General features: G+C 39.5%; 13 protein-coding genes. 11 read left to right on the top strand and 2 right to left on the bottom strand.

Going from position 1 to position 24,919, the window contains the following annotated elements:
• Positions 1-285 precede the first annotated feature (285 nt).
• Positions 286-2,706 (top strand): ABC transporter permease, encoded by a 2,421-nt coding sequence (locus tag AACZ73_RS12500; protein WP_339878258.1) that lies wholly within the window; start codon positions 286-288, stop codon positions 2,704-2,706.
• Positions 2,707-2,806: 100 nt separating this feature from the next.
• Here AACZ73_RS12500 and AACZ73_RS12495 read toward each other — a convergent pair whose 3' ends face one another.
• Complete coding sequence (locus tag AACZ73_RS12495) at positions 2,807-4,018, bottom strand: glycoside hydrolase family 18 protein (RefSeq protein ID WP_339878257.1); 1,212 nt, start codon at positions 4,016-4,018, stop codon at positions 2,807-2,809.
• Positions 4,019-4,782: 764 nt separating this feature from the next.
• Here AACZ73_RS12495 and AACZ73_RS12490 point away from each other — a divergent pair.
• The 6 genes from AACZ73_RS12490 (at position 4,783) to AACZ73_RS12465 (ending at position 14,920) form a co-directional block, all read left to right on the top strand.
• On the top strand, positions 4,783-7,968 hold the full coding sequence (locus tag AACZ73_RS12490) for a TonB-dependent receptor (protein WP_339878255.1): 3,186 nt from the start codon (positions 4,783-4,785) through the stop codon (positions 7,966-7,968).
• An 11-nt stretch (positions 7,969-7,979) separates the two neighbouring features.
• Positions 7,980-9,827 carry a RagB/SusD family nutrient uptake outer membrane protein gene (locus AACZ73_RS12485; protein ID WP_339878253.1) on the top strand — a complete coding sequence of 616 codons (1,848 nt, stop codon included), beginning with the start codon at positions 7,980-7,982 and terminating at the stop codon, positions 9,825-9,827.
• Positions 9,828-9,839: 12 nt separating this feature from the next.
• Positions 9,840-10,517 (top strand): DUF3823 domain-containing protein, encoded by a 678-nt coding sequence (locus tag AACZ73_RS12480; protein ID WP_339878252.1) that lies wholly within the window; start codon positions 9,840-9,842, stop codon positions 10,515-10,517.
• Between the two features lie 265 nt (positions 10,518-10,782).
• Positions 10,783-11,472 (top strand): head GIN domain-containing protein, encoded by a 690-nt coding sequence (locus AACZ73_RS12475; protein WP_339878251.1) that lies wholly within the window; start codon positions 10,783-10,785, stop codon positions 11,470-11,472.
• 91 nt (positions 11,473-11,563) lie between these two features.
• On the top strand, positions 11,564-13,990 hold the full coding sequence (locus tag AACZ73_RS12470; protein ID WP_339878250.1) for an ABC transporter permease: 2,427 nt from the start codon (positions 11,564-11,566) through the stop codon (positions 13,988-13,990).
• 234 nt (positions 13,991-14,224) lie between these two features.
• Positions 14,225-14,920 carry a head GIN domain-containing protein gene (locus tag AACZ73_RS12465; RefSeq protein ID WP_339878248.1) on the top strand — a complete coding sequence of 232 codons (696 nt, stop codon included), beginning with the start codon at positions 14,225-14,227 and terminating at the stop codon, positions 14,918-14,920.
• Positions 14,921-15,012: 92 nt separating this feature from the next.
• Here the strand turns inward: AACZ73_RS12465 and AACZ73_RS12460 are convergent, their stop codons facing one another.
• Positions 15,013-15,999, bottom strand: coding sequence for a bestrophin family ion channel (locus AACZ73_RS12460; RefSeq protein ID WP_339878247.1), 987 nt, complete (start codon positions 15,997-15,999; stop codon positions 15,013-15,015).
• Positions 16,000-16,325: 326 nt separating this feature from the next.
• Between AACZ73_RS12460 and AACZ73_RS12455 the strand changes: the two genes are divergently transcribed.
• The 4 genes from AACZ73_RS12455 to AACZ73_RS12440 all read left to right on the top strand — a co-directional run bounded on the left by AACZ73_RS12455 (position 16,326) and on the right by AACZ73_RS12440 (position 24,810).
• Positions 16,326-17,252, top strand: coding sequence for a hypothetical protein (locus AACZ73_RS12455; protein ID WP_339878246.1), 927 nt, complete (start codon positions 16,326-16,328; stop codon positions 17,250-17,252).
• Between the two features lie 99 nt (positions 17,253-17,351).
• The gene (locus AACZ73_RS12450; RefSeq protein WP_339878244.1) at positions 17,352-19,808 is read left to right on the top strand and encodes an ABC transporter permease; all 2,457 of its coding nucleotides are present in this window, start codon (positions 17,352-17,354) and stop codon (positions 19,806-19,808) included.
• 112 nt (positions 19,809-19,920) lie between these two features.
• Positions 19,921-22,281 (top strand): ABC transporter permease, encoded by a 2,361-nt coding sequence (locus tag AACZ73_RS12445; RefSeq protein WP_339878242.1) that lies wholly within the window; start codon positions 19,921-19,923, stop codon positions 22,279-22,281.
• Positions 22,282-22,374: 93 nt separating this feature from the next.
• Positions 22,375-24,810, top strand: coding sequence for an ABC transporter permease (locus tag AACZ73_RS12440; protein ID WP_339878241.1), 2,436 nt, complete (start codon positions 22,375-22,377; stop codon positions 24,808-24,810).
• Positions 24,811-24,919 lie beyond the last annotated feature (109 nt).

Below are 24,919 nucleotides of genomic sequence, written 5' to 3'. Positions count from 1 at the left end.
TTGATTTTTGGGAAAAGGCAAAGGTAGGCAAAAACACGTTAAGACAGGGAGTTTTAAAGACTGTGATTTGTACGCTCGCTCCATTTGTAAACATTGGTTGCGGCTATATGAATCTAATTTTCTTTGTTTTTTTTATTTGAAATCCCCACTAAACAGTAACTTTCAGTAAGTTATCATGGAATTATTTTTCCAGCTCCATCAAAAATTTTACAGATTCAATCCTCAAATTTCGCTTGTTTAAAATCCCACATAATTCAATTTAAAAATTTTTCAATCCTTGGAATCATGTTTAAAAATTACCTAAAAATTGCGCTTAGAAATCTTCAAAAGAATAAAGTTTATACAAGCATTAACGTACTGGGACTCACACTGGGATTTATGTGTTGCATGTTGATTATGCTTCATGTAAAAGATGAAATGTCATACGATAAGTTTATTCCTGATCATGAGAATATTTATCGTGTTGCTTTGAAGCGTATCTATCCAGATCATGTTAGTTTTTATGCTATTATTCCACAAAGTTTTTCGGAAGCCATTCAGAGGGAAATTAAAGGTGTGAAAGAGTCTACCAGAATATTTTATTTTGGCAATGGAAATATGGTTTCCTACCAAGATCAACTTTTCGAAGAAGATTTCATGTCCGCTGCAGATTCTAATTTTTTCGATGTTTTTGATTTTAGATTAATCTCAGGGAATAAAAATTCAGCATTAAAGGATCCATTCACTGTTGTGATTTCAAAATCAGCATCCCATCGGATCTTTAAGGAGGAATCAGCTCTTGGCAAATCCATAAAGCAAGGAGATCAGGAATTTGAGATTACTGGCGTAATGGAGGATTTACCTGAAAATTCCCATATGAAATTGGATTATCTTTTTTCGTCAACTTCTTATCCTTTTATCAAACAGGATAATTTCACCTCCTTTTCAGCTTTTACCTATTTAAAACTAGATCCAATGGTGCGCTCAGAAAGTGTGGAAGCAGAAATCCCGAACTTGGTCACCAAATATGCGTCCGGACAGATAGAGCGTGATCTGGGTGTCAGCTATGCTGATTATACCGCTGCCGGAAATGGGTATACTTATTTTCTTCAGCCATTGGCAGATATACATTTACATTCAAATCTCGAAGCAGAGATGCGGGCAAATGGGAATTATCTCTATGTCTATATTTTTATATGTATCGCTATTTTTATTCTGGTCCTTGCCTGCATCAATTTTATAAACCTTGCCACCGCAAGATCAGCTGACAGAGCCAAAGAAGTTGGAGTGAGAAAAGCGATGGGGTCCGAACGAAGCCAAATAATTACCCAATTCCTTTTGGAAGCAGTTTTGCTGACTTTTGTGAGCTTATTAATTGGGATCGTACTTGTGAGTTTTGTGGTACCATTTTTTAATAATCTTGCACAAAAGTCTTTAGTTTTTGACGTTAAGGCGATGTTAGCATCAGTTCCTCTACTGTTGCTTTTCGGCGTAATCGTAGGCCTTTTAGCTGGATATTACCCTGCTTTCCATATATCAAAATTCAATACTATAAGCATTTTAAAAGGTAAGCTTCAGACAAGCAAAGGAAATTGGCTAAGGAATGGATTGGTGATTTTTCAGTTTGGAATTGCCATCGTGTTGATCTCTGGAACCTTAATAATCAATAAACAGATAAATTTTATTCAGTCTACAAGTTTAGGTTTTGAAAGAGAGAATGTGCTTGTATTGAGGCGCTTTGGAAACCAGCAAAATCACGACGCTTTAAAGCAGGAGATAGAAAATATGGCAGGGGTGATTTCAGCTGGTAAGACTAGTACTATGCCTGGCCAGGGAACTTTCGGAGTACAATTCACTAAGCCTGGTGGAGGAGATGTATTGACTACCAAAGGTTTTGCTGCCGAGGCTGATTTTTTCCCAGCTATCGGCTTGAAGCCAAAAAGAGGTAGGTTTTTCGATTTAGATTTTAACGATTCCCTTTCTCTGATATTGAATGAAGCAGCTGTTAAAGTGTTTTTTGGTCAAGAAGATCCTATCGGTCAACATCTCACTACTACCAATAACATCGGGGATGAAACAGTGGCTTCGGAGTTAACAGTAGTAGGAGTGGTAGAGGATTTTAATTTTGAGTCGCTTCATACTAAAGTTACTCCTCTTGCTATTTTCAATACGAAGAATCCTACGGGCTTCACTAATTTTTTGGCGATCAGATATGAATCGAATAGGCAAAGTGAAGTGGTAGAATCAATAGAAAATAAATGGGCTGAGCAGTCTGATGGTATGCCGATTTCTTATTATTTCCTAGACAATAGCTTAGCTGAGCTTTATAAAAATGAGCAGATTTCAAGTAAGATTCTCGGCATTTTTTCGATTTTGGCTATCGTAATTGCCTGCATTGGTTTGTTTGGGTTGGCAGCTTACACAGCCTTCTTACGAACGAAGGAAATAGGGGTAAGAAAAGTCTTAGGAGCTTCGGTGGGAAGTATCGTGCTATTACTTTCGTTGAATTTTGCCAAATTAGTTGGCATCGCATTTTTGATTGCAGCACCTATCGCCTGGTTTGCGATGTCCGGATGGTTGGAATCCTTTGCTTTTAAGATTGACCTAGGGATTAGCGTATTCTTAGTTGCTGGTCTAATAACCTTGGCTATTGCGCTACTGACAGTAAGCTATCAGGCGATTTCTGCTGCTATTGTCAATCCAGTAAAGAGTTTGAAAAGCGAGTAAGAATGGAATGATTCCGCGGAAAAAAAAAGGTGTAAATCCCGGAAGCTTTGGGACCACACTTTTTATATGAGTTCAGAAATCTTCTTATTGAATTCAAGATTTATTTCCTTGCAGCCTTATAGATGGCATCCAATAAACTGCCTTCTTCTTTGGTGTCGTTGCCTAATTCCCAAAACATTATTCCACCTATTCCTTTTTCCATGGAATACTTTGTTTTCAATGCTACTGAAACTGTATCATCGTAAGATACAAGCAAGCTATCAGTAGCATTATACATATATGGTGCTTTGGCTTTATCATCCCAGTAGCGTGTAAAACTACTATCTGCTTCATATTTACTGCGAATTTGATCATAGGACATCCAGCCTATATGAAGTCCGCTACTCAATTGGTATAAGCCGTTGTTTGTTGGAGGAACGCCTTTCCAAACCCTTCCATAAAAGGCACCCCCGATTACAATCTGCTTTGGATCCACACCTTTCTCAATGAGAAAATCGACTATCTTCTCTGCAGAACGAGGATCTGCATCCGGGTTTTCTCCGCTTGCAAATAAACTATCCAGATGAGCTTGAAATGGTGTTCCCTGAATATCTGAACTATTCATATTTCCTAATGGCGTATGATGTCCCGTGTATATGGACACCCCGGAAACCTGATCATAAGTCATTACATTGGTATAGTTGGCATATTTCATCACTTCATTTATTTCAATGAAATCGTAATAGCGCTTCCAGCCAGCCGAAGCGAATGTCAATACTTTTGGAGTTTCAAACTCATCGAGCATCTCTCTCAAGCCCTTCATTAATGCCGTAAAATTCTTAGTGTCTTCGGGTCGGGCCATGGTTCCGGCACCTGAAATACCTGGATATTCCCAGTCCATGTCCATGCCATCAAGTTTATATTTTGTGATGAAATCGGAAGCACTTTTGATGAATTTTGCGCGACTTTCTTCAGTCAATGCCATATCAGAAAATCCATCTGCACCCCAACCACCACAGGCAATCATGACCTTCAGATCAGGATTGCGTTCTTTTTGCTTCACCAAAGCTTCAATTTTAGGACCTGCCTCTTCCTCATTTCTAAACTTCATTTCCCCATCAATCACATTTGTAAATGAGTAAATGATATGAGTCAATTTTTCCACCGGAATCTTCTCAGGCTGATAATCGCGCTCAGCTACATAGTAAGCCATAATTACCCGATCGGGGGTAAGTAAGGTTTCTACTTTTTCTTCAGACTGCTTTTCTTCAGGAGCTGAGCAACTTATTAAGCCTAACAGCAGAAATAAATAGGATAGAGTGGAGGATTTCAAAATTTGGAGGATTTAAATAGCTTATAAGATTTTTTTTAATAAGTTGAAGATACTTAATTTAAAATATCTAGTAATATTAATTGCTGAAAAATGCTCCTATTTCGATTAAATTTTAATTAATATTTTGATGGTGAGGTAGGAGTAATCACTTATTTTCATTTTGTTGCCGTAACTGAATATCTTTTCAGCCTACATAAATAACTTGATGATTTCCAAAAAAATATCCTAATTGAGATGTTTTTGTCAAGAAACAGTATTTTTTAGATTTAATACAGTTTGTTTTTGCAATTCTAATGAGGGAAATTAGAGTATTCCTGTTTTAGCTTAAATCTCTTTAGCAAAACAATTGCACGTATGAGAAGATACTCATGAATTGGATTTTCTCTTAGTGACTGTTTTCCATTAGCTGAAATAATTATATAGGAATTTATATGTTGCATTTGTAGTATGATGCAAGATGATTTTAATATTAACAAAACCCAATAAGCCAATGAAGAATCAAGACCTCCTTCATCTCATTCGAGATCCATCAAATTCTAATTTATATACCTTATTTTTTTGAACCTGAATCATATCTATCTGATAATTAACTGATAGAAGGTTTGATGTGATCACTTCTAGTCCTTAGAGATTAACAGTGGCCGATTTGAATTAAAATCGGTAAGCGTATATCTATTGTGTAATCGGTACTTACATATTTTATGTAAGGTGGAATACTATTGTGTTTAAATGAGTATCAATTATTAATTAAACCCATAATAAATATGAAAAATAATTCTTTACAAAAGAATGCCTTATTTATCTGTTTGGTGTTGTTGTTTAACGTTTCTTTTATGTCAAGATCTAATGCACTTATAATAAATAAGGCTTCGAAGATTTTGGAATCAAAAGAAGTTGAAGTAACTGGCACCGTACTAGATTCTCAAGGGCTACCATTGCCTGGGGTTTCCGTAATCGTTAAAGGAACGACAACTGGTGTGGCTACGGATTTAGATGGAAGGTTTTCACTTTCTGTACCAGGCCCGGAAAGTATACTGGTTTTTACTTTCATTGGATTTAACAGTCAGGAAGTAACGGTAGGAAATCAGACTTCAATTAATATAACTCTATCGGAAAATCTTGCCAATCTGGATGAGGTTTTGGTGGTAGGTTATGGAGTTCAAAAGAAAGGAACTATCACTGGAGCTGTAGGAGAAGTTAAGGCAGATGAACTTTTGCGAACTCCCGCTGTGACTACTTCAGGAGCATTAGTCGGTAAAATTCAAGGGGTAACGGCCCGTCAAGGAGACGCCAGACCCGGTGCAAGTACATCAATACAGATCAGGAATATGGGGACACCGTTGTTTGTAATTGATGGAATACCTTCGGATGCGGGACAATTTAACAACTTAGGACAGTCAGACATAGAAAGCATTACTGTGCTTAAAGATGCTTCTGCTGCAATATATGGAATGCGTGCAGCTAATGGAGTGGTTTTAGTTACAACTAAAAGAGGTAAGAGTAACCAGAAACCTGAAATTAATCTTTCAGGATATTACGGACTTCAAAACTTCACTAGATATCCTCAGCCTGCAAATGCATATCAACACATTCGAGCTAATGCTGAGTCTGAGGTAAATCTAGGAGGTTCGCCCACCATTTCTCAGGATGAGCTAGCTAAATGGGAGCAAGGAACAGAAAAGGGCTATCAAAGCTTTGACTATTACGACTTCATTATGAAGCCCAACGTACCCCAATATTCATTAAATGCAAGTGCCATCGGGGGGTCAGAAAACACAAAGTACTTCTTTTCTCTTTCGCATCTTAATCAGGATGCTCTAATAGACGATTACCTTTTCCAACGAACCAACTTCCAATCTAACATTGACATGACATTAGCGGATGGTCTGACGGTGGGTACTCAAATCTCGGGTCGTTTGGAAAACAGAGAGCAAGTAGGTGTGCCGGGTCTGGATGATTACTTCAATCCTTTCCTGAGTATTTTCACAATGTGGCCTACAGAGCGTCCTTACGCTAATGATAATCCGAATTATGTAAATGGAGATGTTCATAATATTAATGTGAATCCAGCTACGTACACGAAGGAAGTAACAGGTTACGTAGATGAGGTGTGGAGAGGAATTAAAGGAAACTTCTACGCTCAATATGAATTTGATTTTGGGCTTTCAATGAAAGGAACTTATTCTTACAATTTCACAAATCTTGATTTTGATGGCTTTGAGTATACCTACGACGGATACATCTATAATGAGGATACAGATGTATATGAAACCCGACCAGAGTGGGGCAATCAAAACCCGTGGAGAGAGCGAAGGAAGCGAAATACAATTGATCGGGTGGGGCAGTTCCAGATCAATTATGGTAAAAACTGGGGAGATCATTTTCTATCGGCAATAGCTGCATATGAGAAGTGGGATCAAAATTCCCATTATATGGTCGTACACACAGTTCCACCAAATAACTATATTCCAATTATGTCATTTGCAGATCAGGATCTTTTGATCGATGAAATCTATCAAGAAGCCAGAGAGGGGTATTTGGCAAAAATCAATTACAACTATAAAGAGAAATACCTACTCGAAGTTTTTGGCAGGTATGACGGTTCTTTCCTATTTGATGAAGAAAATCGCTACGGTTTTTTCCCTGGAATATCAGCTGGATGGCAATTATCGGACGAGGGTTTTATGGATAATGTAAAGGGGAAATTTTTAAGTGGAGTAAAGCTAAGAGGCTCTTGGGGACAGACAGGTAATGATAGATTTATAGGCAGCAATGATTTTATTGTGGCACCATTCAGTTATTATTCTGGATACAATTTTATTTCCACCGCAGGAGGAAGTGCTATTCTAGATGGCTCTTTTGTTCCAGGTGTTGACCCGAGAGGACTTCCTGTAAGGAACTTATCATGGATTACCAATACCAATATAAATTTTGGAATAGATTCCTATTTCTTTGACAATAAGTTGTTTTTGCAGGCAGACATATTTGAAAGAAGAAGAACTGGACTTCCAGCAGGAAGATACGATGTATTGCTTCCTACAGAAGTAGGGTATGGTCTACCCTCAGAAAACCTGGAGTCTGATGCTCACCGAGGAGTGGAAGGAATTTTAACCTACGCAGGAAATGTAGGAGATCTAAACTTCACGCTAAGTGCAAATGGAACAATCTCCAGATTGAAAATCATCGAAAGATATAAGCCCAGATTTGGAAATTCCTGGAATGAATATCGTACGGACCAAGAAGGACGCTGGGCAAATATCAACTGGGGATATGAAGTAGAAGGTAGATTTGAAAATCAGGATGAAATAGATAATTATCCAGTAAATATTGACGGGCAGGGCAACAGAAATCTTTTGCCAGGCGACTTTATATACAAGGATGTGAATGGCGATGGAGTGATCAATGGAATGGATGAGCGACCTATTGGTTATTCTGAAGGAGCTAACCCCTACATGAGTTTTGGTTTTAATGGCTCAGCAAACTATAAAGGATTTGATTTATACTTCAGTTTTGCGGGAGCTTCCATGCAGACATTTACCAGAAACTGGGAATTAAGATATCCTTTTCAGAATAATGGTACCTCGCCTGACTTTATGTTTGAAGACAGATGGCATCACGAAGACCTGTACAATTCAGACAGCGAGTGGGTAGCTGGTACTTATCCAGCAATTAGGAGATTTGGCGCGGATCACCTGTATAGACACAATACTTTTTGGCTTACCAATGTGAAATATATGAGATTGAGAAACCTGGAGTTGGGATATAGATTACAACCAGCAGCATTGGACAAAATCGGTATTACGAACCTGCGGATTTATGCTTCGGGAACCAACCTATTCTCATTCGACAATGTAAAAGAGTTCGGAATTGATCCGGAAATCGGAGCTGCAAACGGCTTGGTATATCCACAGCAACGTTTGTTCAATTTTGGATTTAGCATCACCCTGTAAACGTTACTATTATGAAACTATTTAAAAGATATATATTAGGATTGGTGCTTATAGGCGCAGTATTTACTTCCTGTGATTCGGATTGGCTAGAGCGAGAGCCACCGAATATTCTCCTCGACGAACAAGTATGGAATGATACAAAACTTGTCACCGGAATACTATCTAATTATTATGACCGTCTTCCTGCGCATACTACCTTAACCGCAGGATGGGTTGATTTTGCTGCCTATGACGAAGCCATGTGGTCTGGGTATTCCGGAAATGATGGGTTAAATAATATCTTCTCCTATGATTTCGCACGCTGGGGACTATGGGATTATGGTTTAATACGCGATATCAACCTTTCCATCAACAAGCTCAATACGATTTCAGAGCTTCCAGATGATCAAAAAACACAGTTTCTAAGTGAACTTAGATTCATACGTGCATTTGTTTATTTCGAGCATGTGAAGCGAATGGGAGGGGTTCCTATTATTACTGAGGAACTGGTCTATGATTTTAGTGGTGATCCTACTTATTTACAATATCCTAGAAATACGGAGGCAGAGGTTTATGATTTCATAATATCTGAGATGGAAGCTATCAAGTCTACTCTGGGAAATAATGGAAGCAATACTAGGGCAAATAGTAATACAGCTATGGCAGTAGTCAGTAGGGCTGCATTATACGCAGGCTCTTTAGCTAAATACAACGCTGAAATGAGTTCTCCCATTCAATTGCCTGGAGGTGAAGTGGGAATAGATCCTTCAAAGGCAAATGCTTATTATACTAAATCACTTGAAGCCTCAAAAGCTATTTTAGAAGGTGGAAGTTATAGCCTATATACCGCAAATCCTGATTTGGGTGAGAACTTCTATGAAGCCATAATTACCAAAAATGGCAATCCAGAAGTTATTTGGGCCCAGGACTTCTTATTAGCTGCAGATAAAAGACATGGTTTCACTTATGATAACGTGGCAAGATCAGCAAGAGAGGATAATTTAGGATCCTCTGCAATTACGCCAGGGCTTAATTTAGTAGAAGACTTTCAATATTTAGATGGAAGCTCTGGAGAATTAAAAACCCGTACAGCCGATGGCTCTGATTATATCTATTATGATGAGGTGGATGAAATCTTCCAAAATAAGGATGCTAGAATGTATGGGACGATAATCTATCCAGGTGCCTCATTTCGGGGCCAGGAAATCTTTATGCAAGCAGGTGTAATGGTATGGAACGGCAGTAGCTATGACCAGATTGAGTCTGATGGGCTAGCTACCGAATATACTGATGGTGGCGTGCTTGTAGCTGCCGGAGGCCCACATAGGTCTATCCAAGAAGTTAGCAATACAGGTTTTTATCTACGGAAATATGTAGATAACGCAGTTGGTGCCAGTACAAGAGGTATTCGAAGTGAGGTTTGGTGGGTGAGATTCCGATTAGGTGAAATTTATCTGAATGCCGCCGAAGCTGCTTTCGAATTAGGTCAAGCTGATGCTGTGGACTACATCAATCTACTTAGAGAAAGAGCTGGATTTGGACCAAACAGCCTAAGTGGTCTGACTTTAGAAGACATTATGCATGAGCGGCGGGTTGAGTTAGCTTTCGAAGATCATGTAGTATGGGATTATAAACGCTGGAGAGTAGCTCATGAGAAATGGTCTGGTAATCCTAGCAATCCAGAAAGTATGATATACAGTCTTTATCCATATCGAGTCGTCAGACCAGGTGATTCCCGTGATGGTAAGTTTGTTTTTGTCAAATCTGTGGCTCCTAGATTCCGCGCGCCAAGATTCTTCCAGATGGGAAATTATTATTCCCTGATAGGTCAGAATATTATTGACGCAAATCCTAAAATTGTAAGAAACCCATTCCATTAAACAGGAGAAGCTATGAAATTGAAATCCATAAATACGTATTTAATTCTACTAATTGCTATTGCTTTAGCCAGTTGTGAATTTGATAATTTCGAAGAACCGAAATCTACGCTATCAGGAAGATTAGTATATAACGGGGAGACATTAGGTCTTAGAAGTAATGGTGTTGAGCTTGAGCTTTGGCAGCGCGGTTATGATCTTTTTCAGAAGATCCCTGTGTATGTTGCTCAGGATGGGACTTTTTCCGCAGTCCTCTTTGACGGCGATTATAAAATGACTCTTATCCGAGGAAACGGTCCTTGGATGGACAGAACTGACTCCATTGATGTGCAAGTGAGAGGATCACAAATGATAGATGTAGAGGTACAGCCATACTATGTTGTGAATAATACAAGTGTAAATGTAAATGGAAACAACTTATCCGTAACATTTACCATTGATGATATCAATCCAGATCGTAATCTTGAATTTGCAGCAATCTATATGGGCAGAACGAGTATAACAGATGCCGTTCGCAATGAAGGGGTGTTCAATATTCCTGCAGATCAAATAGTATTGGGAACTCCCCTAACAGTTGAGTTTCCTATCCCTGAAGCATTGGCTGGGCGTAGTGAGATCTTCGTTCGGGTAGGGGCAAAAACTGTAGGTATTCCAGAGTTAGTATATACGCAGGTAGAAGGAAAAACATTGTAAAACTTTAGCATAGGGATGTAATGTTTGGCAAGTTGCTGTAAGGTGACTTGCTTTTTTTTAGTCTTTTTCTCCCAATTCGATTGAATAGGAGCTCTACGTCTTATGTCAAGTTTTTTGGATTTATTCGTCCGTCTCCGCACAAAACAGATCTTGCTCGGACAGAAAGGAGATGCGAAATACTGTTAAATCGAGCTTAAAGGCATTTTTTACCCTTGGCACAATCTCTGAAAACTAGCTGGTGGAATAAAATTTAAACTAATACGCTATGGCCTTCTCTAAAATATCCGCATTTGTCCTTCTACTATTTTTGATGGGGACAACAGCTCAGGCACAAACTGAAACACGTACTCCAGGCAAATTCACAGGTGTAGAATCCGATGGAAGCTGGGACGTTTATGTTACCATAGGATCCAAAGACGAAGTTCGATTGGAATCAAAAGGTTTTGATCTGAACAAAGTAATAACTGTAGTAAAAGATGGGAAACTTGAAATAAGGCTAGAAAAGGGAAACCACCGAGATGTCAATTTTGATGCTTACGTGACAGTTCGTGAGTTGGAAAATATAGGTTCTGGAGGTTCTGGAAATATGATTGTAGAATCAGATATCAACTCAGATAAATTAAATATTGGGCAGTCTGGAAGTGGCATTATGAGGCTAAAGATGATAAATGCCAGTTCGCTTAATGTAGGAATGAGTGGTTCGGGAAATATGTACGTGGCTGGTGGAAACGTGGATACAGTCAATATTGGACAGTCAGGATCAGGTGATTTCGACGGATTGGATCTATTGGCTACCTCTGTGAAAATAGGAAAGTCAGGCTCAGGAACCACTTCAATTGGCGCTAGTGAAAACCTGACAGTTGGCTCCTCCGGTTCAGGAAATGTTTACTACAAAGGCAACCCAAATAACAAGAAAATTGCCAGTTCTGGATCCAGTAAGGTGATTAAAAGGTGATCCTCTAATACCTTTTAAGGTAAGGACTTTTCACTTTCTATTTTAATACCGTGCACCTTATCAAATTTTCACTTTACCAATCTTCGAACTCATGCTGAGAAATTATTTTAAAATACTCATCCGGAATACCAAGAAAAGTCCTTTGTACATGTTTATCAACGTGTTTGGCTTGGCAGTAGGCATGGCAGTGAGTATTCTGATATTTCTATTTGTGCAGCATGAGCTTAGCTATGATAAGTACCACGCCAATGCGGACCGGATTTATAGGGTTTCCAGAGCTTGGTTCAATCCTGATGGTGCTATTAGTTTGCATCTTGGACATGCAGCGGCTCCATTTGGACCTTTGATGAAGTCTGATTATGGTGATGATATAGAAGCTGTAGGTAGATTTTTTCACTACGAGCCTTTGGTTAAATACCAGGATAAAGCATTCGAAGAGGGCAATTTCTTCTTTGCTGACCCTGAGGTATTCGATATTTTTTCATTTCATATGATAGAAGGAGAGGCAAAAGACGCCTTGGTAAACTCAGATGGATTAATCATTACAGAATCAATGTCCAAAAAATATTTTGGGCAGGAGAACCCAATTGGTAAAGAATTGGAATTGAATCTGGCGGGTCAGGAAGCTACTTTTCAGGTCCGAGGTCTTATGGAAGATATGCCGGATAACTCCCATTTTCATGCAGAATTCCTCGCTTCAATGGCCCCAGTTGTTGCCTTTTATGGAGGTCAGGATGCTTTTATGAGCGATTATGGTGGAAATAATTTCTCTACCTATGTCTTGCTTAATGAAGGTGTGGATTACAAAGCTTTCGAAGAAAAGCTTCCAGCATTGATTGACCGCAACATGGGAGAAGCTCAGGCAGGCATTCCCATGTCCAAAACTACCGCCTTGACCATGTGGCCATTGGAAGATATCCATCTTTATTCTAACCTGGATTCGGAGATTGAGGCGAACAGCAATATTGATTATGTCTATATCTATTTGGCAGTAGCAATCTTTATCCTGCTTATCGCTTGCATCAATTTCATGAATTTGTCCACTGCCAGATCATCCATGCGATCTATGGAAGTGGGCTTACGCAAAGTGATGGGAGCTGACAAGGGTCGCCTGATCAGACAGTTTTTGGGGGAGTCATTTATGCTTACCAGTATTTCTATGGTTTTCGCATTGATTTTCGTTTACCTGTTTTTACCTAAATTCTCCAATTTCACTGACAAGGATCTTAGTCTAAACTTCTTTCAAAACCCAGAATACATTTTAGGTTTGGTTGGATTGGTGTTTTTTGTAGGCCTGATTTCCGGTAGTTATCCAGCATTGTTTCTTTCAGGTTTTTCTCCTGTGAAAGTGTTAAAGGGAGCTTTTAAAGCGGGAAAAGGGCATGAGAATTTTCGATCTGTCTTGGTTGTGGGACAGTTTGCTATCTCAGTGGTTCTGATCGTGGCAGTTCTGGTAGTAGTCAGGCAATTGGATTTTATGCAGAGCAAAGATTTAGGATTCGAAAAAGAAGATATCGTAGTCTTACCAACCAGCCCTGCTATTCTTCAAAATTATTTGATATTAAAAGATAGACTGGAAAGGCATCAAGGCATCAATTCTGTCAGCATATCTAGCCGGGTTCCATCTGGAAGGCTTCTGGATAACCAGGGGAGTACTGCCGAAATTGACGGAGAGATGACGCAGCTAAATCTTCGAATTGCGGATGTGCATGTAGCCCATAATTTCCTGGATACTTATGGCATTCCAGTAGTTGCAGGTCGTGATTTTGATTTTAACCTGGCAAGTGATTCTACCGAAGCATTTATCCTGAATGAAGCAGCGATTAGAGAGATTGGTTGGGAGAGTCCTGAGGAGGCTGTAGGCAAAAAGTTCTTATATGGCGATAGACGCGGGTTTGTGACAGGTGTGATGAAGGATTTTCATTTTGAATCACTGCATCAGCCTATCGTGCCCATCGTTTTTATGATTTCACAGGATAGAAATAATCAGATTAGTCTAAAAATAGATGCGGAAAACAAGGAGCAAACCATGGCTTATCTCAAAGAAGAATGGTCTGTTTTAAGACCGGATTTTCCTTTTGAGCCTATTTTTGTCGACGAGGGATTCAATAGACAATACGAAGCTGAGGAGCGTGTCAAAACTATTTTCACATTCTTCTCTGGATTGGCAGTCGTTATTTCCATTCTTGGATTGCTTGGCTTGACCACCTTTGCTACGCAGCAAAGAACCCGGGAAATCGGTATCCGAAAAGTAATGGGAGCAGAAACGGGAAATATCCTGGTGTTACTGGGGAAGGACTTCTTGAAACTTGTAATGATAGGCTTCCTTATCGCTATACCGATTTCCTGGTTTGGAATGTCCAGTTGGCTGGAGGATTTTGCATATAAGATTGGCATCAGCTGGACGGTATTTCTTTGGGCAGGATTGATCGCTGGAGCGATAGCCGCACTTACAGTGATGTCTCAGTCGCTCAAGGCTGCTTGGGCAGATCCCGTGAAGAGTATTAAAAGCGAATGAATTAAAGTAAAAAGTATTAAGTAGTAAAAAGTATTAAGTACAAAGTACCAAGTATAGGGACGATTACTTAAGATTTTAGAATCAAGACAATTAGGGATTTAAGGGCTATGCAACCTATTCGACGTTTCCTGCATCTAATAAAGGAGGCTAGAATTTTAATGCGCTATGCCGCTTTCCAATTTTTACCACCAAGAATCCAATTTTAAAATGTTTCAATCTTTCAATACAAATATTATGAAAACTTATTCTAAAATATTAGCATTTACATTCACTGCGATGGTGATGGTATCATGCGTGCAAGCACAATCAACGGAAACAAGAACTCCGGGCCATTTCACAAAAGTACATTCTGGCGGAAGCTGGGAAGTAGTTCTGAAAGAGGGCAACACGGAAGAAGTCAGAATAGAAGCCAGAGGGGTAGACATGGACAAAGTGAAGACTGAAATCGATGGAGATGTTTTGAGTGTTGGCTTGGTGAATGGAAACTATAACAATGTCAAGCTCAAGTTCTACATTACCTACAAGGATTTGGAAGGAGTGAAATGCTCCGGTTCCGGTACCATGGAAGTGACTTCACCTGTAAGATCAGAAGAGTTTTATGCAGGTCTTTCCGGTTCTGGAAACATCACTATGGGCAAGCTGGAAGCTCAGGAACTGTCTGTTTCTATCTCAGGATCTGCTGATATTAAAATCGAAGATGGCGCTGTGGATAAAGCTGAAATCAAACAGTCAGGTTCGGGAGATTTTCATGGAGAGAATCTGGCAATTGGCGAATTGGAAGTAAGTAAGTCAGGCTCTGGCGATACACATGTGGGTGACTTGGGTAAAGTATCTGTTAGTGCTTCCGGATCCGGAGATGTGACATACACTGGGTCACCAAGATTAGGAGAAGTTAGAACTTCTGGTTCCAGCAGTTTAAGAAAAAGATAAGCAGGTAATATTTAGTCTTTTAATCTCTCAGACAAAAGTTTGAGGGATTTTTTTTGATCTACTACTCCCCAATCTATTGTTGTGGGACCTGATTACATTAAAAATCCATTTTCAACAGCATATGGTTTGGGGATGTTTTTTTCTTCCAGCATTTCTAAAAGATCAATTTCAATAGCTCGGGCAATAGATGAAATCGGCACATCATTATAGCCTCCCTCAAATGGATTTTCTGAGTAATCACCTATTCTATCCACTACAAAGAATGTCCAAATAATTACCGCGGAAAAGGGTATGGTAAGCCAATAATGTAATGCACTCGACTGTTCAAAAATATCCAATAAGCCAAATGGAATCAATGCACAAAATATATAGGTGATCCATAAACCGGTTGAAGCATATTCTCTCGGGAATGGGAAGTTTTTGATTCGTTCGCTCATTCCTTGGTGGGTGTATAATCTACCGATCAGTTCATGTAGCCAAACCTGCTTATAATCAGAAATGAATGCCTCTTCATTGAGAATTCCTATTTCCTTGCTTTGATTTTTAAGTAATTGTGAGGGGACATTGGATATTTTTTTCATTCTGGAGAGTTCCTCTTCCGATAGATATTTTTCAATTTCTTTAAAAATCCCATCGTAATATTCCTCTATGAAACCCGGGATGAAATTTAGTTTATTCACCGGTAGGTTATGCTCCCAACTTTTTTCGTTTCTCATCACATGTTTTAGAGACAGTAGCCAGGCAAGATGCCTGTGTATTAGTTGCCTTTTAGTTTCATAAGGCAAATCCTTGCTTGGTAAGCTTAGAATCCCTGTGGCAAACGTTCTGCTGTCATTCACTATAGCACCCCAAATCTTTCGGGCTTCCCATGTTCGGTCGTATGAGCTGTTGTTTTTAAAACCTAAAAAGAAAGCCACAGCTATACCTATCACAGATATTGGTTCCCAAGGAAGGGAAAAAGGAATACGGGTAATTTCATAAAGAATGATGATCAAAAAGGAATATAAAAATCCATATATCAAGGAAAATTTGGACCAACGGACTGTCATCCAAAAGCTGTAGTATCTCTTAACGTACATAAAAGCTTGTTTACAATTAAGTTATCAAAAAAGATATTGAATATATAAAATTGGACAATAGAATTTATACTGAACAATTCGGAAAGCTCAGGCTTGAAATTCCGATTAATACAAGCTTGTTCACATTTTGGTTAAGTCATAGTAGAATGGATGTTAGAGATTTTTGCTACTAATAAAAAGAAATGCCCGAGAGCGAACAAAACTGTCCGAGCAAGATTATTCCGAAATGATAGAATCCCCTTTTTTTGGTGAAAAGAGGCTGTTTTTAGTGGCATAAAAGTGGAATTGACGAGTCTATACTTTCTGAACAATTCCAAATCCAGATTATGAAAAAGCTGATTTATTCACTTGCCCCGCTAGTATTATTACTCTTCTCATTTTGCATAGCTGCTTCAGCTTTCGAGGCTGACCCTTATCTCACAAAGAAATTTACACTCAATGGTTCAGGGAATCTCAAAGTAGAAACTTCCGGATCATCTGTAGCCGTAAGTGGGACTGCTGGGAATCAGGTAATCGTAGACATGTATGTGAAGTACGAAGGAAAGGAAATAGAAATCGAAGATGCCCAGGTAGAAAATGAACTTGAAAATTATTCATTAGATATCAGCCAAAGTGGAAATACAATTTCCTTGATCATTAAAAAGAAAAACAATACGGGAAGAAACAAATTGAACCTATCATTTAAGGTACAAGTGCCCACTGAGATGTCTTCGAAGATTCAATCCAGCGGTGGTTCCATAGCATTTGATGGAGTAAAAGGTGAACAGGAAATTGCCACAAGTGGCGGAAGTATCCAAGTCGTAAACAGCTCTGGATATGTTAATACGCACAGTTCAGGAGGTTCACTAAGAGTAGAAAATTTTGAAGGAAATATCGACGTGCAAAGCAGTGGTGGATCAGTAAAAGTCAGTCAGTTAATCGGGGATTTGAAGGTGAATACTTCTGGAGGAAGTGTGAATTTAACGGAGATCGAAGGAAGCATTTCTGCCAACACTAGTGGAGGATCTATCAGAGCCGAGCTTTCTAACCTAGAAAAAGAACTAAGCATGAAAAGCAGCGGCGGAAGTATCACAGCAGTTGTTCCTGATGGTTTGGGGCTTGACCTTGACCTAAGTGGAGGAAGAGTGAATTCCAAACTTTCCAACTTCAGTGGAGAAGTAAAGAAGGACAGGATTCTTGGCAAAATCAATGGAGGCGGAGTTCCTGTCACCATGCAGAGTTCTGGTGGAAGTATCAATCTGGAGTTTAATTGATTAAGAGTACTTAGTATCCAGACATAAGTATCAAGATAACAGAACCAAGAATCAAGAGTCAAGACTTTACAACCTTAAAACCTTTCAACTTTAACTTTCATGCTCAAAAACTACTTTAAAATCGCCTGGAGAAGCCTAAAGAAGAATAGGTTGGTTTCGTTTATCAATGTCTTGGGACTTGCGTTGGGTATTGCCACTTGCACGGTGATTAGTCTTTATGTGATCGAGGAGTTTAGCTACGATCGTTTTTTTGCTGATTATGATCGAATCTACAGAGTAACCTTGGATGCCAAAATAGGAGAGCAGACACTTAGTGAAGCGAGTGTGATGGCACCTGTCGCAGAAACTTTTAAGGAGGAAATCCCAGATGTGGAGATAAGTACTCGGGTGTTGAATATTCATTCCAATACAAAAGTTAGGATAGGTGAAAAGGTAATTCGAAAAGGAAATACAGCCTTGGTGGATCCTAATTTCTTTGAGGTTTTTGACCTTCCTTTTATCAGTGGAGATCCTGCGACAGCACTTTCTAAACCGAACACAGTTGTGCTCACCCAAGAACAGGCAACTGCTGTTTTTGGTAATGAAAACCCCATCAATCAGGCTGTAAAACTGGAAGGGATAGGCTATTATACCAGTCAATACATAGACTTTTCTGGTGATTATACCGTCACGGGCGTGATTGAAAATATTCCGGAAAACTCCCATTTTGATTTTGCGATGCTTGCCTCTATGTTGGGTAATCCAGATGCCAAAAATCAAAGTTGGCTATCAGGAAATTACATAACCTATCTGCTGCTGAATGATGGCTCCACAGCTGATCAAGTGGAGGCTAAATTCCCTGCCATAACCAGAAAGTACATGGAGGATCAGATGAAGCAAGGTATGGGCATGGACTTCGATGAGTTTTTTGAAAAAGGAAACCATGTTTTCCTCAAACTTCAGTCACTTACAGATATTCATCTGCATAACCAATTTGCTGGAAAAGGCGATTTTGAAGCCGGCGGAGATATGCAGAAAGTGCTGATTTATTGCGCTATAGCAATCTTTATGCTGCTGATTGCCTGCATCAATTTCATGAATCTTTCAACTGCCGGAGCTTCGCAGCGTGCTAAGGAAATCGGAGTTAGAAAGGTCATGGGTTCGGGAAAGCAGGATCTAGTATTTCAGTTTTTGTCAGAATCGTTGATAGCAGTCTGTATTGCAATGGTTTTGGGCATTCTAATGGCAAAATTAGCGCTTCCATTTTTTAATAATTTTGCGGATAAATCTCTTTCACTTGTATACTTAATTCAGCCAGTAGTACTCATTTCTCTTTTAGCACTCGTTGTTTTGGTCACCCTAATGGCGGGAGGTTATCCAGCATTTTTCCTTTCTGCATTTAGACCGATTGAATCCTTAAAGAAAAAGATCAGTAGGAGCAATAGAAGCGGATTTAGAAGTAGTTTGGTCGTATTCCAATTTGCTGTTTCTGTGGTCTTGATCATCGGGACGATCGTGGTTTCCCAGCAGATGAATTACATCCAGAATAAGGATCTTGGTTATGATAAAGAGCAATTGATTGTGCTACGTGATGCAGGACTTTTGGGAGAGCATCTGGATGTATTTAGGGATAAATTAAAGGCTGACCGGCGGATTAAAAATGTTACCAAATCCGCATATATACCATCAGGGCCTACGGATACGAACAGCCAAAATCTGGTCATGGATGAATCTTCTTCTGGAACATTGAGGATGATACAATTTGGAATTGATGAGGAATATATTCCCACCATGGGAATGGATCTAATAGCAGGCAGAAATTTCTCGTTGGATCTCGGCTCAGAAGAGAGTAACATTATCATCAATCAAACTGCCGCTAGAGCATTGGGGATCGAGGATGATCCTATTGGTCAGGTCTTTGAAAAAATGACTGACAATCAGGGGGGAAGGGAAGATGTGAAAGTTGTAGGTGTGGTAAAGGATTTTGTGGCCAGATCACTAAGAGAGCCTATCAAACCACTGATGATGGTTTATAATCCGTATTACAGTTTGATTTTGAAAGCAGAAAAGTCCGAGTTGGATCCATTGCTTGCAGATATGGAATCTAGCTGGAATAGCTTTAACACAGGCGAGGCTTTTCATTATGCTTTTTTGGACGAATTATACAATGAGACTTACATACAGGAAGCGAAGATGGGGTCATTCCTAACAGTGCTTTCATTGATGACAATTTTTGTTGCTTGTCTCGGATTATTCGGTTTGGTGACTTTCACTGCAGAGCAGCGGATAAAAGAAATAGGAATCCGAAAAGTACTGGGGTCTAGTGTGAATCAAATTGTGGCTATGCTTGCCAAGGACTTCATTAAACTGGTTGGTATTTCCTTGATTATAGCCTTTCCAGCAGGTTATTTCTTTATGGATATGTGGCTTGAGAATTTCGCATATCATATTGATATAGCATGGTGGATTTATGCCTTGGCTGCTGGAATGACACTTGCGATTGCTTTTGGGACCATCTGTCTTAGAAGTGTGAAAGCTGCTCTAATGAATCCGGTAGATAGTCTGAAAAGCGAGTAAGAGAAGTATTATAGTTAATATCAAGACCTATAGATTTAAGAACTAAGAATTCAGAAGAAACCTCAGCAATGCATCCAATCCAACTTTACCACATTCAAACCTTTCAACTTTCATGATCAAAAACTACTTTAAAATCGCCTGGAGGAATCTCCTTAGAAGTAAAGGATTTGCTTTACTGAATATTGGCGGACTGGGAATCGGGATGGCTGCAGCTATTTTGATCTTGCTATGGGTACAAAATGAGGTTAGCATGGATCGGGATCATCCTAAGTCCGATCGTATATACAAAACATTCAATCGGGATACATTCAGTGGTGAGCGCTGGGTTTGGGGTTCCTCTCCTAAAATTCTGGGACCAACTCTTGAGAAGGATTATCCTGAGGTGGAGCAGGCAGTGCGTCTCAATACTACGGGCTTCCTATTTACTGTAGGAGATAAAAAATCGAATGAGTCAGGTGTCTTCGTGGATCAAGAATTTTTCGATGTTTTTGATTTACCAGTTCTACAAGGAAATAGCACTACGGCACTTGAAGATCCTTATAATATAGTGGTCACCGAAGATTTTGCCAGGAAGCTTTTTGGAGATGAAGATGCAATCGGTCAGTCTGTTAAGATTGATAGTACTGATATTTTTACTGTTACGGCTGTATTGGAAAACATACCTAATAATACGCGCTTTCAGTCAGACTACTTTCTCTCTTGGGAGTATATGAAAAAGCTTGGCTGGGATGATGAATGGTGGGGAAATAACTCGGTGGAGACATTCGTGTTGCTTACAGAAAACTCTTCTGCTGAATCATTCAATGACAAAATAGTCAATATCACCAAGGATCACACGAACGGGGAGTCTTCTACTGAGGTGTTTATTTATCCGCTTTCCCAAGTTCATCTTTATGGAAAAAGTGAGAATGGCAAGCTAGTAGGAGGCAGAGTTGTGACAGTGCGATTATTCGCTTTTATAGCTGTATTTATTCTTGTAATTGCCTGCATCAACTTCATGAATCTGAGTACAGCCCGAAGCGAAAAAAGAGCCAAGGAAGTAGGATTGAGAAAGGTAGTAGGAGCAAGAAAATCCTCCCTTATTGCGCAGTTTATTGGAGAAAGTACATTGATTGCATTTATTGCTGGTGTTTTAGCAATTCTGGTTGTTGAGCTGACGCTGCCGTCTTTCAATAAATTGGTGGATAAACAGCTTTCCATTTCATATGGCAGTGTTGTTTTTTGGCTCCAGCTGATTGGTTTTATCCTACTCACAGGTCTTTTGGCAGGAAGTTATCCGGCGTTCTTCCTTTCTTCATTCAGTCCGGTTAAAGTATTGAAAGGTACTTTCAAATCTGCTGCCTCTGCGGTAAATCCTCGAAAAGTACTGGTAGTGCTGCAGTTCAGTTTTGCCATTGTACTTATTGTTTCCACCATTATTATACAGCGGCAGATTAGCCATGCACAGAATAGGGAGCTGGGCTATAATAAAGAGAATCTCATCTATGTAATCATGCAGGGCGATATTGACAAGCATTACAGTGCTATCAAGCAATCGCTACTAAACACCGGTGCTGTGGAAGCAATGACGAAGTCCATGAGCCCGATTACCCAGCGCTACAGTGATGGTTGGGGTTATTCTTGGGAAGGCAGTACTCCTGAAGATGAGAAACTTGATTTCATCAGATTCAGTACGGATGCGGATTTTATGAAAGTAATGGGAACTGAACTGGTTGAGGGCAGAGATATCGATATTAATCAGTTTCCAAGTGATTCAACAGCTATTTTGTTAAATGAGACGGCAGTGAGAAAAATGCGTCTGGAAAATCCGCTGAGGCAAGTGGTGACTGATGGAGAGGAGAATTTTACTGTAGTTGGGATCATCAAGGACTTTATTTTTGAGTCTCCCTATGATCCAGTGAATCCTTTGATGGTATTCGGTCCATCATCTTGGTATAAAGTACTTCATATGCGTCTAAACTCGGGTCAGTCAGTGGCGAATAATATCGCTGTTATCCAAGAAGTATTCGAAGATTTCAATCCTAATTTTCCTTTTGAATACAGCTTTGTAGACGAGCAATATGCACGGAAATTCAATGATACAAGGCGTACGGCAAGTCTCTCAATCTTATTCACAATCCTGACCATTATTATTTCTTGTTTAGGACTATTTGGGCTTTCTACTTACATGGCGGCAAATAGAATTAAAGAAATCGGTGTGCGAAAAGTATTGGGAGCTAGTGTGGGAAGTATTTCGATGTTGCTGTCCAAGGACTTCCTAAAGCTGGTTGGTATTGCATTTCTATTTTCAGTTCCAGTGGCTTGGTATGTTATGAATCAATGGCTTCAGAATTATGATTATAGCGTGGGAGTCGAGTGGTGGGTCTTTGTGGCTACTGGTACAGCAACGATGCTTATCGCGCTTTTTACGGTAGGTTTCCAATCGATCAAAGCGGCATTGACTAATCCTGCCAGGACCTTAAAGAGTGAGTGAGGCTTATTTCAATGTATTGAGTACATAGTATCAAGATAGCACAACCAAGAATTACGAGTCAAGACTTTACAACTTTCAAACCTTTCAACTTTCATGCTCAAAAACTATCTAAAAATCGCCTGGAGAAATCTTTTGAAAGCAAAAGGTTTTGCATTTATCAATCTAACAGGATTGAGTATTGGAATAGCTGCATGCATCCTGATTTCAGTTTACATCATTCACGAAACGAGCTATGATAAATTTGTGCCTAACTCAGCTAATATTTATCGGGTAGTTTCCCAAGTTGATTTTGGTGAAGGAGCTGAGAAAGGAGTTCATTTTTCAGCCAATTTGGCTAGAACTGGTGAAGCTGATTTTGATGAAATCGAACAAGCTGGAAGGATCATGGCTAATGACCTTTTTTATGGTGCGGGCACCAATGAAATCCAGATTGACGATGAGTTGATGCAGCATCATGAAGATGGGTTTGCCTATGCAGATCAGGCTATACTTGATATTTTCTCTATACCGATGGTGTTCGGTGATGCAAAAACTGCATTGGCAGAACCAAAAACCATCGTGATTTCACAGTCCGTTTCCCAAAAATATTTCAGAAATGAAAATCCAATTGGGCATGTTATTTACCTGAATGGTAATAGAGATGACCCAAGAAAAATCACAGCTGTAATGCGCGATTTTCCAACCAATTCCCATTTAGATTTTAACTATTTTCTGACGCTAAAAGGAGTGGAATTTGGAAAAGGCGAGCAGGATCGCTGGATTCAATCAAATTATTTTACCTACGTCAGTTTGCAGCCTGATACCGATGTAGCCGCTTTTAATAAGACATTTGGAAATACCATTATCCTTAAATATTTAAAGCCCGCTTTACTTGCAGGAGGCTATACAATGGCAGAGGGTCTTGAAAATAAAGCATCAATCTATTTTCAGCCAATGACTGATATCCAACTCTATTCTGCCGATATCGGTCATGAGTCTGGTTTTAGAAATGATATCAAAATAGTCTGGATTTTTGGAACGGTGGCCTTGTTTATTCTTCTGCTTGCCACAATTAATTTTGTGAATTTATCCACTGCCAAATCTGCAAACCGGGCAAAGGAGGTAGGCCTGAGAAAGGTGGTAGGTTCTGGCAGAAAGAACTTAATCCTACAATTCTTAACTGAATCCCTATTACTAACTCTTTTCGCTTTCATACTTGGCGTTGTACTGGCGCAGGTTTTATTGCCTGTGTTTCAGGAAATGACTGGTATTGAATTAGCAATGCCTTGGGAAAACCAGTTTTTTGTTCCGGTTTTACTTTTTTCAGTCTTACTGGTCGGATGCTTGGCAGGCTTTTATCCTGCTCTGTATTTATCAGGATTTTCTCCGATCAATGTCCTCAAAGGGAAACTTCGCCTAGGTGGCAAATCAGGAGGTTTTCGCAGTGGATTGGTCGTTTTTCAGTTTACAATTTCTATAATACTGATTATTGGGACGCTCATAATCAATGAGCAAATGTCATTTATCCTTAATTCCAAAGTAGGGTTTGATAAGGATCAGGTAATTCAAATCTATGGAACAAATATGCTGGGAGATAAAGATGTGACCTTTAAAGAGGAGCTTGCCCGGCTGCCTGAGGTGGAATCTGCCAGTATAAGTGATTATTTGCCTATAGAAAACACCAAGAGAAACGGAAATCAATTTACCAATGAAGGAAGAGACAAGATAGATGAAAGTATCTCGGGTCAAGTATGGCAGATAGATGAAGATTATTTTGAGACGCTAGGTATTGAGTTAATAGCAGGTAGAAACTTTGACCCAACCATTGCCTCAGACAGGAGTGCTACCATCGTGAATGAGCAAATGGTGGCGGATTTGGGACTTATTGATCCCATAGGAAAGAAGATTTCCAGATCAGGTCAACTCAATGAAATAATCGGTGTAGTCAAAGATTTTAGGTATGATAACATGAAGCAAAGAGTAGAGCCTTTGGCTATGTTTTTTGAAAAAAGCAATACCATTACCTCCATCAAAGTGAATACCGCAGACATGCCTGTCTTGTTAGAAGCACTAGAGAGTAAATGGAATGAATTTGCTCCAAATCTTGCATTTCGCTATGCTTTCATGGATGATTCATTTGCCCAGATGTATGACAACGTATTTCGGATAAAGGTCATTTTTAGCAGCTTCGCAGTGCTTGCAATATTGGTTGCATGTTTGGGATTGTTTGCCCTTTCTGCTTATATGGTGGAGCAGCGTAATAAGGAAATGAGCATCCGCAAAGTATTGGGAGCCTCTATTGCTGGGATCTTCAGAATTCAAACCCAAAACCTTATATTCTTAATCCTGATATCCTTTGTGCTGGCAATTCCAATCGCATACTACTTGATGGAAAACTGGCTGAAAGATTACGATTACAAAATCGATATAGGCTGGCAAACATTTCTAGTCTCAGGCTTCATTTCAATTGGGATAGCCATACTTACCGTGAGCTATCACGCGATCAAATCAGCTCAAACTAATCCGGTCCATAACTTAAAAGGTGAATGATGAAAAAGGTACTGAGATGTAAGTATCGAAATTCAAGATTTCGATCCCGAAAGCTAAGCTGTACGCTTGGGCTGATAGACATTTAAACCTTTCAACCTTAACACTTTCC

Origin of the sequence: uncultured Algoriphagus sp. (assembly GCF_963974835.1) — a bacterium.
Lineage (GTDB): Bacteria > Bacteroidota > Bacteroidia > Cytophagales > Cyclobacteriaceae > Algoriphagus.
The sequence above is the reverse complement of the archived record's forward strand: the minus strand, read 5'-3'. Positions and strand labels throughout refer to the sequence as shown.